9 protein-coding genes are annotated in these 14,865 nt (G+C 58.9%); 6 read left to right on the top strand and 3 right to left on the bottom strand.

The window, feature by feature from the left end:
* Positions 1–21: 21 nt before the first annotated feature.
* From ACVI1L_RS25175 to ACVI1L_RS25165, 3 genes are read left to right on the top strand one after another with little or no spacing between them, the layout of a single operon-like run.
* Complete coding sequence (locus ACVI1L_RS25175) at positions 22–963, top strand: sulfotransferase family protein (protein ID WP_456784122.1); 942 nt, start codon at positions 22–24, stop codon at positions 961–963.
* Positions 960–2,207, top strand: coding sequence for an MFS transporter (locus ACVI1L_RS25170; RefSeq protein ID WP_456784121.1), 1,248 nt, complete (start codon positions 960–962; stop codon positions 2,205–2,207). Before ACVI1L_RS25175 ends, ACVI1L_RS25170 begins: the two co-directional genes overlap by 4 nt.
* An 18-nt stretch (positions 2,208–2,225) precedes the next feature.
* Complete coding sequence (locus ACVI1L_RS25165) at positions 2,226–3,584, top strand: condensation domain-containing protein (RefSeq protein WP_456784120.1); 1,359 nt, start codon at positions 2,226–2,228, stop codon at positions 3,582–3,584.
* 706 nt (positions 3,585–4,290) lie between these two features.
* Here ACVI1L_RS25165 and ACVI1L_RS25160 read toward each other — a convergent pair.
* Positions 4,291–4,938 carry an FkbM family methyltransferase gene (locus ACVI1L_RS25160; protein WP_309143789.1) on the bottom strand — a complete coding sequence of 216 codons (648 nt, stop codon included), beginning with the start codon at positions 4,936–4,938 and terminating at the stop codon, positions 4,291–4,293.
* A 1,073-nt stretch (positions 4,939–6,011) separates the two neighbouring features.
* Between ACVI1L_RS25160 and ACVI1L_RS25155 the strand changes: the two genes are divergently transcribed.
* From ACVI1L_RS25155 to ACVI1L_RS25145, 3 genes are all read left to right on the top strand, one after another.
* Positions 6,012–6,326 (top strand): co-chaperone GroES, encoded by a 315-nt coding sequence (locus tag ACVI1L_RS25155; protein ID WP_253640574.1) that lies wholly within the window; start codon positions 6,012–6,014, stop codon positions 6,324–6,326.
* An 81-nt stretch (positions 6,327–6,407) separates the two neighbouring features.
* The gene (gene groL / locus ACVI1L_RS25150) at positions 6,408–8,048 is read left to right on the top strand and encodes a chaperonin GroEL (RefSeq protein ID WP_456784119.1); all 1,641 of its coding nucleotides are present in this window, start codon (positions 6,408–6,410) and stop codon (positions 8,046–8,048) included.
* Between the two features lie 2,914 nt (positions 8,049–10,962).
* Positions 10,963–12,513 carry an acyl-CoA dehydrogenase family protein gene (locus ACVI1L_RS25145; RefSeq protein WP_456784118.1) on the top strand — a complete coding sequence of 517 codons (1,551 nt, stop codon included), beginning with the start codon at positions 10,963–10,965 and terminating at the stop codon, positions 12,511–12,513.
* Positions 12,514–12,980: 467 nt separating this feature from the next.
* Here ACVI1L_RS25145 and ACVI1L_RS25140 read toward each other — a convergent pair whose 3' ends face one another.
* A complete protein-coding gene (locus ACVI1L_RS25140; RefSeq protein ID WP_456784117.1) occupies positions 12,981–13,691 on the bottom strand; it encodes a hypothetical protein in 711 nt (236 codons plus the stop codon).
* The gene (gene alr, locus ACVI1L_RS25135) at positions 13,688–14,863 is read right to left on the bottom strand and encodes an alanine racemase (protein ID WP_456784116.1); all 1,176 of its coding nucleotides are present in this window, start codon (positions 14,861–14,863) and stop codon (positions 13,688–13,690) included. Before alr ends, ACVI1L_RS25140 begins: the two co-directional genes overlap by 4 nt.
* Between the last annotated feature and the right edge of the window lie 2 nt (positions 14,864–14,865).

Below are 14,865 nucleotides of genomic sequence, written 5' to 3'. Positions count from 1 at the left end.
TGTCGAACAGGGAACAAGACCATGTCGCAGCCGGACCCATTTTCCACATCGCCGGTGCTGCTCGGCGGCGACAACCGCTCGGGCACCACCCTGCTGAGTGTCGTGCTCGATTCGCATCTGGATCTGGTAGCCGGGCCAGAGATCGACTTCCTCGAACCGCCCAACCTCGGGCCGCACATTCTGGGTGCCATCGATCAGCTGGCGGCCGCCGATTCGTGGGGCGTGGGCGCAAGCAAGAACACAATCGATCCGTTCTGGTATGACGGGATGCATTTTGTGGTGCAGTGCCGCCGCTTCGGTCTCGACTTCGATGACGTGCGCGAACTGGTCGGCAAGGTCATGGTCGTCACGGGCAATGACATTGTCTCGTTCGCCGATCGATGCCATCTCATCAACGAGATCGGTGAGTTGCGCCGGGTGCGCAGCGGAGCGCAACGCTGGGGATTGAAACTGCAGCGGAAGATCACCCGGATCGACGACTTCGCCCGCCTGTGGCCGCGTGCACATTTCGTGCATATCGTGCGGGACGGCCGCGACGTTGCCGCCTCTCATCTGAGGACAGTTCCTGATTGGGGGTACCGAACAATTGCCGATGCCGCGCAGGGCTGGCTTGAAGTGGTGTCCCGGCCGCACAGAATTGCGCCGCCTGGCCGTTACCTCGAGGTGCGTTACGAGGACCTTGTAGGCAGTCCCCGCACTACTCTGGCGACGATTTTGGATTACCTCGGCTTGCCTTGGAACGAGGCCGTGCTGCGTCACGCTGAATATGAACACGCATTGTTCGAACAACCGCACGACCACCCGGCAGCCGAGGCTGCGGGAAAGCCGCTGCATCAGGGGCGGATCGGTCGCCACGTCCAGGATTTGACGCCAGCTCAGATTTCGGAGTTCGAGGAGATCGCCGGAAGTGAACTGGCCCGACTAGGCTATCTGTCCGCCTCAACGCCGTCTGGCAACGCGTGAGCCGCCGGCGCCGATCTGGTGCACCTCACCGGCTGCCAAGCAGCTACCTTGCGCTGCTCGTCGGCCAGACCATTTCCTTGCTGGGCTCCAACGTAACCATGCTGGCGCTGCCGCTGACTGCAATTACCCTGCTGGATGCCGGACCGGCGCAGGCGGGGCTCTTGCTGGCCTGCGGTCGGGCACCGTGCCTTTTCGTGAGCCTGTTCGCCGGGGTCATCGTCGACCGTCTCCCGCACCGACAAATCCTTCTGACGGCCAATGTGGTGATGGCGGTAACGCTCGCCACCATTCCGTTGTGCGCCAGCCTTGGACATCTGGGAATGGTTCAGCTGTACGTGACAACCGTGCTGGTTGGGGTAGCCGCGGTGATCGCCGACGTGGCTTATCTGGCGTGCATACCCACAGTCCTGGATCGATCTCAGCTGGTTCGGGCGCAGAGCTCATTGGAGTTCAGCCAAGCGACCGCGATGGCCGCAGGTCCGTTCCTGGCCGGCTGGCTCATCAACGCCTTCTCCGCTCCAACCGCAATCCTGGCCGACTCCGTCTCATTTCTGCTTGCCGCCGCGTTGCTCTCGCTGGTGCCGATGCGTGCCACCTCATGGTCAGCGGCCCCCTCGAGCACTGTGCTCGTCCAAATGGCAGAAGGGTTGGCGAGTGTGTTCGGCAATCCAGTTTTAAGGGCCGTTACCCTAGCCACCGGCACATTCATCTTTTGGCACAACGCGTATTCTGCAGCTTTTCTCCTGCATCTGACCAGGACTCTCGAGTTCGACAGCCGAATCGTCGGCATGGTGCTCGGTATCGGTGCCCTCGGCGGTGTGGTGGGCGCGGCGGGCTCACCGTGGGCGGGCCGGACAATTGGGCTTGGTCCCATATTAATGACCGGTTTGGCGGTGAGCGCGGCAGGCATGAGCCTTGCCAGCCTGTTCACCGGGCCCTGGTGGGCAGCAGTGGCATGCGTGGCGCTCTCCCAATTCATTCTGTGGATCGGCCAGGGACTCTACCACGTGCAGCAAGTTCCAATTCGATATGCGTTGGTCCCACAGCACCTGCAAGGCCGGGTCAATGCGAGCATCCGCAGCGTCGTGTGGGGACTGGGCTCGTTGGGCGCACTGGTCGGCGGCGCGATCGCTGCTGCAACGAGCCTGCGCACCATCTTGCTGGCGAGCAGTGTGCTTGGCACCGCCTCGATAGTCTGGATCTGGCGCTCGCCGCTGCGCCGCATGCGTAGCTTGCATCTGTAACCATCGTGACGCCGCTTCATGGACATCAAGCAATTTTGCGATACTGATCGGCAGCCGGGTCGGCTGATGGTGTGGCGGGTCAGCGTTCCCGACCCGGTCAGCTGGCGGACCGACCCGCGCCGTCCGTCCCATGTTCAGGAGGATCATCTTCGCTTTGCACACGATGGCCTGCCCGGCTGGCTCGGCACCGCCTTCGACTTGCCGGGTGAGTTCAACAGCGCTGCGCTGACCAAATCGATCCTTGGCTGGGTCGACCGGCACGAGGCGCTACGCAGCCGGTTGGTCAAGGATGGATCGGCAATTCGTCGTGTCACGATTGATCCAGGCGCGGCAGCGCTTGAAAATACCGTGGTGGATGACTGCGCCGATCCCGATGAAATAGCTCAATTACTGGAAGAGCTGTTTGACGCAGAGACCAAGCCGCTGACCTGGCCGGCATATGTCTTCGTGACGATCACCCGGCCGACATCGACAAGCCTCATCTTGGCCTGCGACCACTCCGTCAGCGATGCCTACTCCATCGCTTTGGTGCCATACGAAATCCGCGAGCTGTACACAGCCGCAATCCTGGGAGTGGCGCCCGAGCTGGCACCGGTGAGCAGCTATCTCGACCACGCTGAATCCGAACGAGAGCGACTGAGCGATTTGACCGATGATCATCCTGCTATCGCTCACTGGCGCGCGCTGATCGACGCAAACGGCGGTCAATTGCCGGATTTTCCGCTACCACTCGGTGCGCCGGAGGGGACCTTACAACGCACAGGACGAATGTGGCTGCTCGATGCGGCACAAGCATCTGAGTTCGATCGCGGCTGCAGGTCCCAGGGCGGAAACGCTACGACGGGATTATTCGCCTGTCTGGCGCTCGCCGGAAAGACGCTGGCAGACCAACAAGAATTCCTCGCCGTTGCCCCCTTTCACACGCGGTACGATCTGCGCTCGATGCGTTCGGTTGGATGGTATGTCGGGATGAGCCCGGTGAGTTTCCGCCTGGCTGGCACGTTGCCGCAACTCCTGCGCGCCGCGCGGCTCGAGCTCAAGCGAGCCAAGAAAACCGCTCAGGTGCCATTTCCAAAAGCGATGGAGTTGCTCGGCACCGCGCTGCGCGACCGTTTCATGGTCTCTTATATGGACAATCGCACTGTGCCCGGGTCAGACCTGTGGCCGCAGTGGCGGACACGATTTCTGATCAGTCGTAGTTCTGATGCTTGCGAGACGTACCTGTGGATCAGTCGCTGGCAGGACGGAATTTCCGTGCACTTCCGTCACCCCGGCAGCGCCCTCGCGCGAACCGCGGTGGATGACTATCTCGCTGAAGTGGCGGCGCAGGCTCATTTCATCAGTCGCGCTGGTCCACTGCCGCGACTTTCGAACTGACCAAAAGGCAAACAGCATCCTCACATGGCTTTTTGCACAGGGCTGGCGATGGCACGGTCCTTGCCAAGCCCTGGCCGTGAGATTAATTCGTCCCGGAACGACCGAGGAGACCCAGCGGGATGATCGGCTGCTGCGGTTATGCTCGCATGGATAAAGGGAGTTTCAAATGACGCCTGCGACGACCAAGTTGTCCCCAGATGCTGACCATTCGAAGAATGGAAGAGGCCAGGGACGGCGTGAGCATCAACTCACGGCATGCAACACAATAGCGGCGCCTAGTGCGTGATGAAATCCGACCAACTCAAGGAGCTACGCGAACTCATGCAATTGCTTTGGCATTTGTTCGAACGAGTGCACCAGCTTCCAAGAGGCCCAGAACATACAGCAGCCGTTCAGACGCTTAAACGCTTGGAGCGCCGGCTGGTAGTGCTGATTCAAGCATCTGAAACGGCTCGGGCGACTGACCGCAAAATCGCCGGTCGTGCCGGCTCGCTAAGCCGGTGATTGTCAGACACTCACCAAAGCCTCGACGTGGCCGCCATCGGCGGGATCTGCAACAGTAGCCGCGAACAAAAAGGACGCTCGTAAGCTTGTCCGACCAGCTATATCTGTTCGTCCTATTGATCACTGGTTGTGCAGCTTTGGGCGGCATAAACTGCGCAAATCAGTCTTCCAGCAACGAACGAGCGCCGTATTCAAGTAGCCGCTAGAAGCGCGTATTTTTAAGCAATACATCGCCTTCCACGTCGTGCGGATAGTGCGCCGCCACTTCGAACGATGGCAACAGGCCAAGAATGGCCTGGAGGGACAGCTGCCCTTCGTAGAGCTCGCGGTCGCTGTATTCCGTGTAGATGAAGCGCGTGTTGCTGACGGTCTGCATGCCGCCGGCGATGACGTCGGCTTCGGCTCCCTGGACATCCATCCAGATGAAATCGACCCTGTTCAGCCCGGCTTCGTTGCACCAATCGTCAAGCCTGCGCGTTTGAACCGGGACGGGACGATCGAAACGAACCCAATCATACTCAGTCAGATGATTTTTCGGGCGGCGTATCGAGCCGGAAAGGTCCCATTCCTTCGCATCGCCATCTGCATTGCTTGGATGGAATTCGATCATCCCGTTTCGATCACTGATCGCGATTTCGAGCAACTTCACCTTGTCGAGAGATGGGCCCAACTTCTTCTTGAACCTCACGATCGCTCTGGGGTCAGGCTCGAAGCAGTAGAGCTGCGCTTGCGGGCACAGGTTGAGAAAGTGTTGTGTGTCGGTCCCGTCGTTGCATCCGATATCCAGAATCACCGGATCCGACTTCTGAAGAAGGGAAACAATGTGCTGATGTATTTCCACAGAAGACACCGGTCTTTCCCCCGATAGTTGAAATTTCCTGCTCGAAGCCGCAATCACATGCCAGACGCCCCCGCACAACGTATATCAACGTATATAATTCATATGCCCGGCCTTCCTTATCCATCGCCATCTGGACGCTGATACCAAACGGCAGTCCGTCGCGGCGAAAGCCGCAGCAATTGTCCTGGGGCGACAGAGCTATCCGGAAGGACGTAAATCGGAAAGCGTGCACGAGAAGCGAAAGGCCATGCCGGTGTGCGGTCCCTCGCCCTAGAGACTAAAGATCGTCTTCCTGTAAACATCGTCGTGCCGGCGCATTACCCGTCGGCGGCTCTCGATGGAGCGGTCGAGGACAGAGTGACCGCTCCTGCGCAACGATGACCAATCACCGTCGATCGCAGTTGCAGCCCAGCCAATGTCGCCCTGCCATCTGATAGTCGGCGTTCCAGATTCGCGCACTCACGATCCTTCGGCTCACGACTTTTAGGCTGTTTGGCCTGAAGGAGCGCGATCACGCCGGGCGATCCTGAGAGCGCGCCCAGGCCACGCTGACCGCCGCTGAATGATGGTCGCAGAACTCACCGCAACGTTCGCCGATCCATGTACTCCGGCGCTCGGAGAAAACAGCATTGGTGCGGCGCGAACTCTAAGGAGCATCGATCACGGCCACTCCGACGGGGCACGCGGCCTCCCAGGTGGTCGGGTCCCAGCAGTCCATAGGTCGCTCCCGACGAATCGGCTCGGTTCCGGAAGGCTACGCCAATTCGGGCCGTCGACCGCGGGTCACGCTACGTTCCGCTACCCTTCACTTCGCGGACCCGCGGCGTGCATCCAGAGACCGCAAGATAAGGGTATAGGGGGAATGTGGTTGTGTTGACGAAACGCAATGTCATTTTCGCAACAGCTTGGCTGTCTCTAGACATGATGACGTCTGCTTCCGACCTAGGACACGCGCAGTCCAGGCGCGCGATTCAGCCGAACTGCAGGCAAGGGGCGCTCCTCATCGTTGGCCTGGCTCTTGCTATCACCGATACTGTTGCAATGGTGAAACGCCAACTCGTTCAAATGCTCAGGAGGTCCGTATGAATTTCCGTCCGCTTCACGACCGCGTCGTGGTCAGGCGCATCGACGCTGAAGAGAAGACCGCTGGCGGTATCATCATTCCCGACACAGCCAAGGAGAAGCCCTCGCAAGGCGAAGTCATCGCCGTCGGCCCGGGCGGCCGCGATGAGACCGGCAAGCTGATTCCGATCGACGTCCAGGTCGGCGATCGTGTCCTGTTCGGCAAGTGGTCGGGCACCGAGGTCAAGGTCGACAGCCAGGAGCTGTTGATCATGAAGGAAAGCGACATCATGGGCGTTCTCACCGATGTGTTTTCCAAGAAGAAGGCCGCCTGACCCGGCTACTCGCACACCTTACCCCGACGCGCGTCTGCCCGGCGCGCCGAAGGATGAGAGAATAAACCGAAGGAATTGTTTATGTCAGCCAAAGAAGTCAAATTCGGAGTAGACGCGCGCGACCGCATGCTGCGTGGTGTCGACATCCTCGCCAACGCGGTGCAGGTCACGCTCGGTCCGAAGGGCCGCAACGTGGTGCTTGACAAGTCGTTCGGCGCTCCCCGCATCACCAAGGACGGCGTCGCCGTCGCCAAGGAGGTCGAGCTGGAGGAGAAGTTCGAGAACATGGGCGCCCAGATGGTGCGCGAGGTCGCCTCCAAGGCTGCCGACGCGGCCGGCGACGGCACCACCACGGCGACCGTGCTTGCGGCCGCAATCGTGCGCGAAGGCGCCAAGTCGGTCGCCGCCGGCATGAACCCGATGGACCTGAAGCGCGGTATCGACCTTGCGGTCGAAGCCGTCGTTGCGGACCTCCAGAAGAACTCGAAGAAGGTCACCTCGAACGAGGAAATCGCCCAGGTCGGCACCATTTCGGCCAACGGCGATGCCGAGATCGGCAAGTTCCTCGCCGACGCCATGAAGAAGGTCGGCAACGAGGGCGTGATCACGGTCGAGGAAGCCAAGTCGCTCGAGACCGAGCTCGACGTCGTCGAGGGTATGCAGTTCGACCGCGGCTACATCTCGCCCTACTTCGTCACCAACGCCGACAAGATGCGCGTCGAGATGGACGACGCCTACATCCTCATCAACGAGAAGAAGCTCTCCTCGCTGAACGAGCTGCTGCCGCTGCTCGAGGCCGTGGTGCAGACCGGCAAGCCGCTGGTCATCGTCGCCGAAGACGTCGAAGGCGAAGCGCTCGCCACCCTCGTCGTCAACCGCCTGCGTGGCGGCCTGAAGGTCGCGGCCGTCAAGGCTCCGGGCTTCGGCGATCGCCGCAAGGCCATGCTGCAGGACATCGCGATCCTGACCGGCGGCCAGGCCATCTCGGAAGACCTCGGCATCAAGCTCGAGAACGTCACGCTGCAGATGCTCGGTCGCGCCAAGAAGGTGATGATCGACAAGGAGAACACCACGATCGTCAACGGCGCCGGCAAGAAGGCCGACATCGACGCCCGCGTTGCCCAGATCAAGGCGCAGATCGAGGAGACCACCTCGGACTATGACCGTGAGAAGCTGCAGGAGCGTCTCGCCAAGCTCGCGGGCGGCGTCGCGGTGATCCGCGTCGGCGGCGCGACTGAGGTCGAGGTGAAGGAGCGCAAGGATCGCGTTGACGACGCGATGCATGCGACCCGTGCGGCTGTCGAGGAAGGTATCCTGCCGGGCGGCGGCGTCGCCCTGCTCCGTGCCTCCGAGCAGCTCAAGGGCCTGCGTACCAAGAACGACGACCAGAAGACCGGCGTCGAGATCGTGCGCAAGGCGCTGTCCTGGCCGGCCCGCCAGATCGCGATCAACGCCGGCGAAGACGGCTCGATCGTAGTCGGCAAAGTCCTCGAGAACGAGCAATATTCTTTCGGCTTCGATGCCCAGACGGGCGAGTACAGCAATCTCGTCTCCAAGGGCATTATCGACCCGACCAAAGTCGTGCGCATCGCGGTCCAGAACGCGTCCTCCGTGGCAGCTCTGCTGATCACCACGGAAGCGATGGTCGCCGAACTGCCGAAGAAGGCCGCGGCGGGTCCCGCAATCCCTCCTGGCGCCGGCATGGGCGGTATGGATTTCTGACGCCGTCCATCAAAGGGTCGACACATGCGGAGCCCTGGCAGGAATGCCAGGGTTTTCAGCTTCGGGCGAACCATCTAGACACCATTTGAGCTGGAACGGCAGGTGGTGTCGAAAGCCGCATCGGTCATCCATGTCAGGAGCGGTTGGCCCGACCAAGCCGTCTGGTCTGACGCTCCGCACCTCGGCAGGGCAAAAAAGGGAGCCCAGCTTGTGACGGAACCCTGGCTTGCGGGCCATTCGGCCTGACGAAGCTGCCACTGTTCATTCGAGTTTTTCGAAGAACCTCATCTGAGCAGACGCATATCCAATGCCAAGCTACGGCTTTCACCTTCCTACATTTACAATTCTGATGCGCAGTCCGAAGCGCCAGATACCATTCCTGGCTTCGGTCTGACATCTCCTCGCCATCGGGCCGCGAAGTGTGTTCAAGAGGACGGACCCTTCAATTTCACAGCGCATCTTCCTGATATCGACATATCGATTCTGGAGCGACGTAACAGCAGGACATGTAATTGATGCTGTTGAGTGTTCGATCAGGCAGATCGCGGGACTCTGGCGAAGGAACAACTTGCTCAAGAGGCTGCAAAGATACTCCACTGCTGCGAGCCGTTCGCTTGATCAAAGATCAAGCGGCGCGGCGAGTTTGTCCGGGCTGTAAAAGCAACGGTCAAAGCCCATAGAGCCAACCGAGCACTGAACGCAGCCGCAAGACTGCCAATCTGATGAATCGGTTTCACAAATGAAGAGACCCCAGCGGGGAATCCCCGCTGAGGCCAGATTGAGGTCGCCGAACCGCTGGTCGCCGAAATCAGCAGCCGTGCGTTGGGCTGAAAAAACACGAAATGAAAATTACCTGCCCATAGCAGCAAGATCTGAAAAAATTTGGGTTCCGAAAATAACAGGTGTGAATCCTCTCGAGAATTGCCACATCAATAATGGCGGTATTATAGTCCCAACCTTCCAATTTCGCTTATCGGCTCCGTTTCCAAGGGCAAGCACCAAAACTCCAGCCCCGCGCATCCAGTTCGTGAGTGGGACACGTCAATCCGCTATGGAAATGCGCGCAAGGTCGGCCGACTTGGAAGCAAAGCAGTTAGCCGCCCGGTCAGCGGTCTCGTGTTGTCCAGTGCACCCAACTCGTCCTTGCAACCCGAGCTGAGCCGAAGGCCCGGCGTCGGCGAGCCATCGCGCTCGCCGACCGCTGGCGACACTCGGTCAGCCACTTCTCGACCCGGCCAGCTCATTCTTGTTGAGTCCCAGACTGCTGATTGCTTGACGCGCCCGTGTTCTGATTTATTGAATCGTTTGGCTTGGCTTCTGGCGACGCATGACCTGAACCAGCCCCTGCTGTTCCTTCACTGCTTTCCGTCCCGTTCATTGCTTCAAACACAGACATTCCATGCGGACAATGCTCATAACGACAGGTTTGCCGTCCCGTGACTTCGCCTGTACAACGAACGACCTCGCAACGACTTTGACGTCTGTAAAGCCGGCGTTCTGGAGGTCTTGTCGAATATGGCGGCTTCATCCCACGCCGACCTGGCGCACCGAGAGCCTCGACTCTCCATCAGGGCAGAGGTTCGCAAATGAAGCCTATGACCGCCTGCACCTAAGATGCGGATGAACTTTTCTTTTGTAGATCAAGCCACCTTGTCAGCTAGCGTTTTCAGCGCGTGGCTGAGAGGACGCGCAAGCTCTCCGAATACGCGGCTTGGCTGTAACATTTCGCCGATGGTAGCCGTGCGTCCGGATGTCCTCGCGGATTTGCTCGCTCACCGACCGTACGACGCGTTTCTTCCGCCAGTTCCTGTTGAAATGGAGCGGAATGGAATCGCCCCGAGGAACGACGAGAAGGTCGTTCCGTTCGTTCACGTAGATATCGTACATGGATCCTCGCTCCCGACGAACATAGGCCGACGCTCAAGCGGTTTGGTGACTTTGACGACACAGTCGCGAGAAAGCCACATGAGCCGCTTTGCTCCTCGAGAGGGTCACGCTCAAGCCGCCGCCTCCACGGCAACGCGGCGCCGAGCGTGAACTAACCAAAGTCGCCGGGAGAATCCCGCACGCGGACATCGAAAGACGCCTCGGCGTCTTCCTCAAGTTCAATTTCCACGCCGGTCTTCAAATTACTCCGCATGCTGCGGCAATAACCTGCAACGTGGTGAGCGAGAGGAAGGCCTCGGGGTCTACAAGCAGCTTGCCGACCAACCTTTTGACGTCCGCTGTAAAACGGCCCCAGCACCTCTGGTGGCCAAGGGCCGGTACTGGGGCTGCCATCTTGCCTGACTCAGGGATAAGAGACGGGCGGCTTGAAAATAAAGAGCGGGCCAAACTGGGCAATTAGCAAATGTAAATCTCGGCCACGTTTTCCAACGAGAAGCGATCGTAGCAGAACTTGCACCCCCGCCTGAACTGGATGCGCGCCAATATTCTTTCCACCAAAGCGGCGGTTGACTCGCTTCTGAACGTTAGGCCCCCCTCTGTCGCGAGGTCGGCGCATCGTCTCGGTTCGAAATCGCTCTGACATCGATCGGGCCGGACTTCGTAAGGCTCGATGTGGGGAATCGCCGGTGCCAGTCGGCGGGACGGTCCGGGTCGCCGTGTGGCAGACCGTCAATCTGATCAAGACTCTTCCGCTTCGCAGAACTCTGCTGAGAGACCGGTGCCACGAGCCTGCTGCACGTCGTTCGCTCATCGAGGAAGCGGACAACGTCAGGCGCCACGTTCTAATGCGGAGTAAAGGGGCCCTCAGAACCGGTGGTGCGCTCTGACCGGCAATTCCGCGGCGTCCTGTTGCCTAGCGTCCCCCGCACAAATTCTGGGAGCTCTGGCGAGCGAGCTATACCAATGTGTATTCGGGCCAGCCGCAGGGATAATTGGCATAAAGCGCAGGGGCCCTCATTCTGGCGGTATGGCTATGTCCTCTCAAGTTTGCGCCCTTTTCGAGGAGGCGCCGGAACGCTCAGCCGGAGTTCGTGCTTCCAGCCTATACTCCAGTCTGATCGATGACCTCAGTCAGTTAAATTTCGCAGACGCGGATGACCGTCGAGCATTCCCTCCGACCCTACATAGCATGCTGGCAAGGCATGGACTGTTCGGGCTCACCATACCGGCCGATCGCGGCGGATTGGCTCTTTCCTTGCAAAAGGCCATCGAGCTCATCTCTGCCACTGCATCTTTCGATGTCTCCGCTGCCTCTACCCTCGTCATCCATAACTTCCTGGCCTTGCCCTGCATCGAAGCGGCACCGCATCTCCCCAACCAAGAGCAGGTCATACGGGGTGCAACACGCGGCGATCTTTGCGCTTTCGCTTTGACGGAGCCTGGAGCAGGTTCTGCCCCGAGGCACATAGAAGCTTCGGCTTTCATGCATGAAGATAAGGTTCGCATCTGCGGCCGTAAAATTTGGATTGGCCTCGCTGACTGGGCCCGGTGGATCGTTTGTTTTGCGCGAGCTTCCGGTCATGATGCCAAAGGTCGCCTCGTTGGTGTACTGGTTGATAGGCAGGCTCCCGGCCTTAAAGTCACGCACGAGCATCGCACCCTCGGTTTGCGTGGAATTATACAGAATACTCTCGAGTTCCAGGATGTCGAGGTGCCACGTGCTTACGTGCTTTCTCGCGACCAAGACGGTTGGGGCGCAGCGGCATCCAGTATGAACCGCGGCCGAATAGGTGTGGCTGCGATGGGCCTTGGCGCCCTTGAGCGCGCGATCCAGGTCGCGGCTTCATATGCAAATCATCGTCGCCTAGGTAAGCTGCGCATGATTGAGAACAGCTATATAGAGCAGCTGTTTGGGCAGATGGTACTTCGCCGCGAAGTCGTAAAGGCGATGCTTACGGCATCCTGCAGACTCGTCTCTGGGCAGGGCTCTCCCAATATCCACCTTGCATCGGCAACGAAGGTACTGTCGTCCGAATGGTGCGGCCTTGTCACCGATCAATGCGTCCAACTGTTGGGTGGCCGAGGGTACGACGAGGGGACGCCCTTAGCTAAAATCTATCGTGACGCTCGTATTCTCCGCATCTTCGAAGGTCCGACGGAGACGCTTTTATCCCATCTTGGCCGCTGTCTTCTTTCCAGAGCCACACGCGACGAAATAGCCGATCTTTTTGTCTCTCTGGGTGCGGCGTCAGTCCATGCGGACGTCGTTGAGGAGCTCCGCGGCCTCAATGAGACAGATGGTGCCGTGCTAATCTATGCAGGTTGGCTCACCACATTGGGATTAGCACAAGCTGTCATGACCGCTGGCACTTTCACTGCCTCGGACTGTGCCACAGCGGCGGCTGATCTGGTCAGCACCGAACTAGCTGCTGTGCGTTCTCGCGCGCCGACACGCCTAAGTATCGAACGCCGCACTCGTGCCAGCCAGACGCTGGCCAATTTTCTTCAAGACGCGGCCTGCTCCATCCGTTCCCCTGTTCTCACAGACGATTACCTTAAATTGGTACAATATGTCTAACGTCCAGCCACGAGGTGGAGCGAAGGCGATCTGCCACACAGGCATTTCGGATGCGCCGAGTCTCACCTCGACCATGACCTGACCTTGTCAGCGACAACAAGCCGCCGACCACGCAACGCTGCCAGTTCATGATGGCGCATCGCGTCAGCCTTGAGCACGCTCCATAGCCGCCCCCCCCGGAGGAAGGATCCACGATCGCGCGGCGCGGGACCTTGCGTTGAAAACGATCGGGTGGCCCCTGCAGCATTTTCGCTCTGGACCGTTGCTTGCTCTCGGTGTCCGCATTTGAGACGACATTGAACGGCATACGCTTGCTAAGGCTCGCATCCGCGTAACAATCCCTGCTTCACTGAATCGATGCTCAAAACTGACTTGCATTTCATCTTTTCTGCTGATGCCTACGACGAAGCAAGCGTCGCCCCCCTCTCCCCCCTCAGCATGTCTCGTAAGACGAACGCGAATAACCTTCACACCCGCTCGTTACTGAAATGAAGGAAGTTACAGACGTCAAAGTACTTTGCCTCATTCAAGCGAAATCCAAATGCCGATATTCGGCTCGTCAGAACACATGGATCGAAAGCAAACGCCTGGAAGCCGTTCGAGCAATCTAATCGGACGTAGTCATCTGTCCGCACGACAGCCTGAACGTTTATCCCGCAAAGATCATAGTATTCTAGCCGCGCCGCGGTCGCTGTCTCACTGATTGAAAAGAGCGACAACGCGAGATCAAAGGGCGTCTGGCACATTAGCGTGAGAAATTCCATTGGACGATCCATGGTGCCAAGAAAATTGAACGGCAGAATGCAAAGCACTCTTCCGTCGTATCGCCGCATGATCTCAACGACCAGACGCGTCCTTTTAAAGAATTTGTTGGCCTCACAGCGGACAACAGCCCCGTTGTCCTCCTTCAATCTTCGTGCACGAGGTGGATTGATATCGATACCAAGGTAATGACTGTCATCGTTCTTGATACCGATAAGGCGGTAGCAACTGCAACCTACCTCAATAATTAGCCGGTATGTGGTCGAACGCAGGAGCTCAAGACAGAAGGCTCTCTCACGTTCATGGAACTGACGCACCCGAGCGGTGAAGTAGCCCGGACGCATGAGACGTATGCCTTCGTCGCCCAGATAGATCGCTCGATTCACTTGGCGAGATCGGAATGCAGAGGAGTTCACTGGCGCCTCATCTGATTCCGCTTGCCCGAAACATAAAGTCTGCGACATCGGCGTCCGATCGCTGTAGTCAGTTCATCGCTCAGCATGTTCGCGGCCAAAGCCACATCTGCGACCGTCTGCTCGGGGCAGATCAGGTCGACCATTGTACCCGGCGCAGTCGAACTCTCGGGCAGATCCGTCACGTCGATGCTGATGAGATCCATCGAAACGAAGCCGACGATTGGCGCGCGAGCACCATATATGAAGACATGACCTCGATTGCCGAGGCTGCGGGGGAACCCATCTGCATAACCAATAGAGGCGGTCGCGACACGCATCCGTCTCTTCACTGGGTATGACCTGTGGTATCCGATCGCTTCCCCGACCTTTACCCTGCGACATTGAATGATTCGCGTTCGCAGGCGGACGACTTGCGATGGCCTGAAGTCGGGATCACCGGATATGGAAAGGCCGAGAATTCCTCCACCCGACCGTATGAGGTCGAAATGAAATTCACATCCGGCAAATAGTCCCGCGGAGTTCGATAGCGAAAGGATGGCTTTGGGAAACAGATAGGTGAGTTTACGGAACTGATGCAATTGTTGCCGACTGATTTCGTCGCGCCACTCCGCGCAGGCGAGTTGGCTCATGAACAAGACGACAGGCAGATCCGACAGTATCCTTTCATTCTCGGCGGCTTTTTGCAGCTCATCTATGGGAAACCCCAGTCGAGACAAGCCCGTGTCGACATGGATACCTGCGGGCAACAGCCGGTTGCGAAGGCGGCAATGCCGAAGCCATGCATCCAGCTGTTCCCTGCTGTTCAGGATCGGCAGCAAATCATGGTGCTCAATGGCCGCCTCCAAACCGGGCATAGCTCCGTGAAGCAGGTAGATCTTCGCAGATAGTGGCAGTACCTCGCGCAAGGCCGCGCCTTCTTCCACATCGGCCACGAAGAAATGCCCGCAGCCAAGCCGCGCAAGAAAGGGCGCTATGCGCAGCGCGCCAAGGCCGTAGGCGTCTGCCTTGAGAACTGCGCCGCAAGCGCTTTGGGGCGCCAGCATCCGAAACTTCCGGTAGTTAGATTCTATCGCGCCGAGATCAACAACCATGGTCGATCTCGATGTGTTGGCATAACCGGCATCTGACGGATTATCAGAGAGATTGGAATTGAGACCAATCACATCCGGCATAT

The organism is Bradyrhizobium sp. USDA 4516 (assembly GCF_054055915.1).
Note: the sequence above shows the minus strand (reverse complement) of the source record. Positions and strands in the feature narration are given on the sequence as shown.

What these genes read in the sequence shown, in the direction of transcription:
- groL (WP_456784119.1), top strand. Translation starts at nt 6,408, where the DNA reads ATGTCAGCCAAAGAAGTCAAATTCGGAGTAGACGCGCGCGACCGCATG.
- ACVI1L_RS25165 (WP_456784120.1), top strand. Translation starts at nt 2,226, where the DNA reads ATGGACATCAAGCAATTTTGCGATACTGATCGGCAGCCGGGTCGGCTG.
- ACVI1L_RS25145 (WP_456784118.1), top strand. Translation starts at nt 10,963, where the DNA reads ATGGCTATGTCCTCTCAAGTTTGCGCCCTTTTCGAGGAGGCGCCGGAA.
- alr (WP_456784116.1), bottom strand. Translation starts at nt 14,863, where the DNA reads ATGCCGGATGTGATTGGTCTCAATTCCAATCTCTCTGATAATCCGTCA.
- ACVI1L_RS25175 (WP_456784122.1), top strand. Translation starts at nt 22, where the DNA reads ATGTCGCAGCCGGACCCATTTTCCACATCGCCGGTGCTGCTCGGCGGC.
- ACVI1L_RS25155 (WP_253640574.1), top strand. Translation starts at nt 6,012, where the DNA reads ATGAATTTCCGTCCGCTTCACGACCGCGTCGTGGTCAGGCGCATCGAC.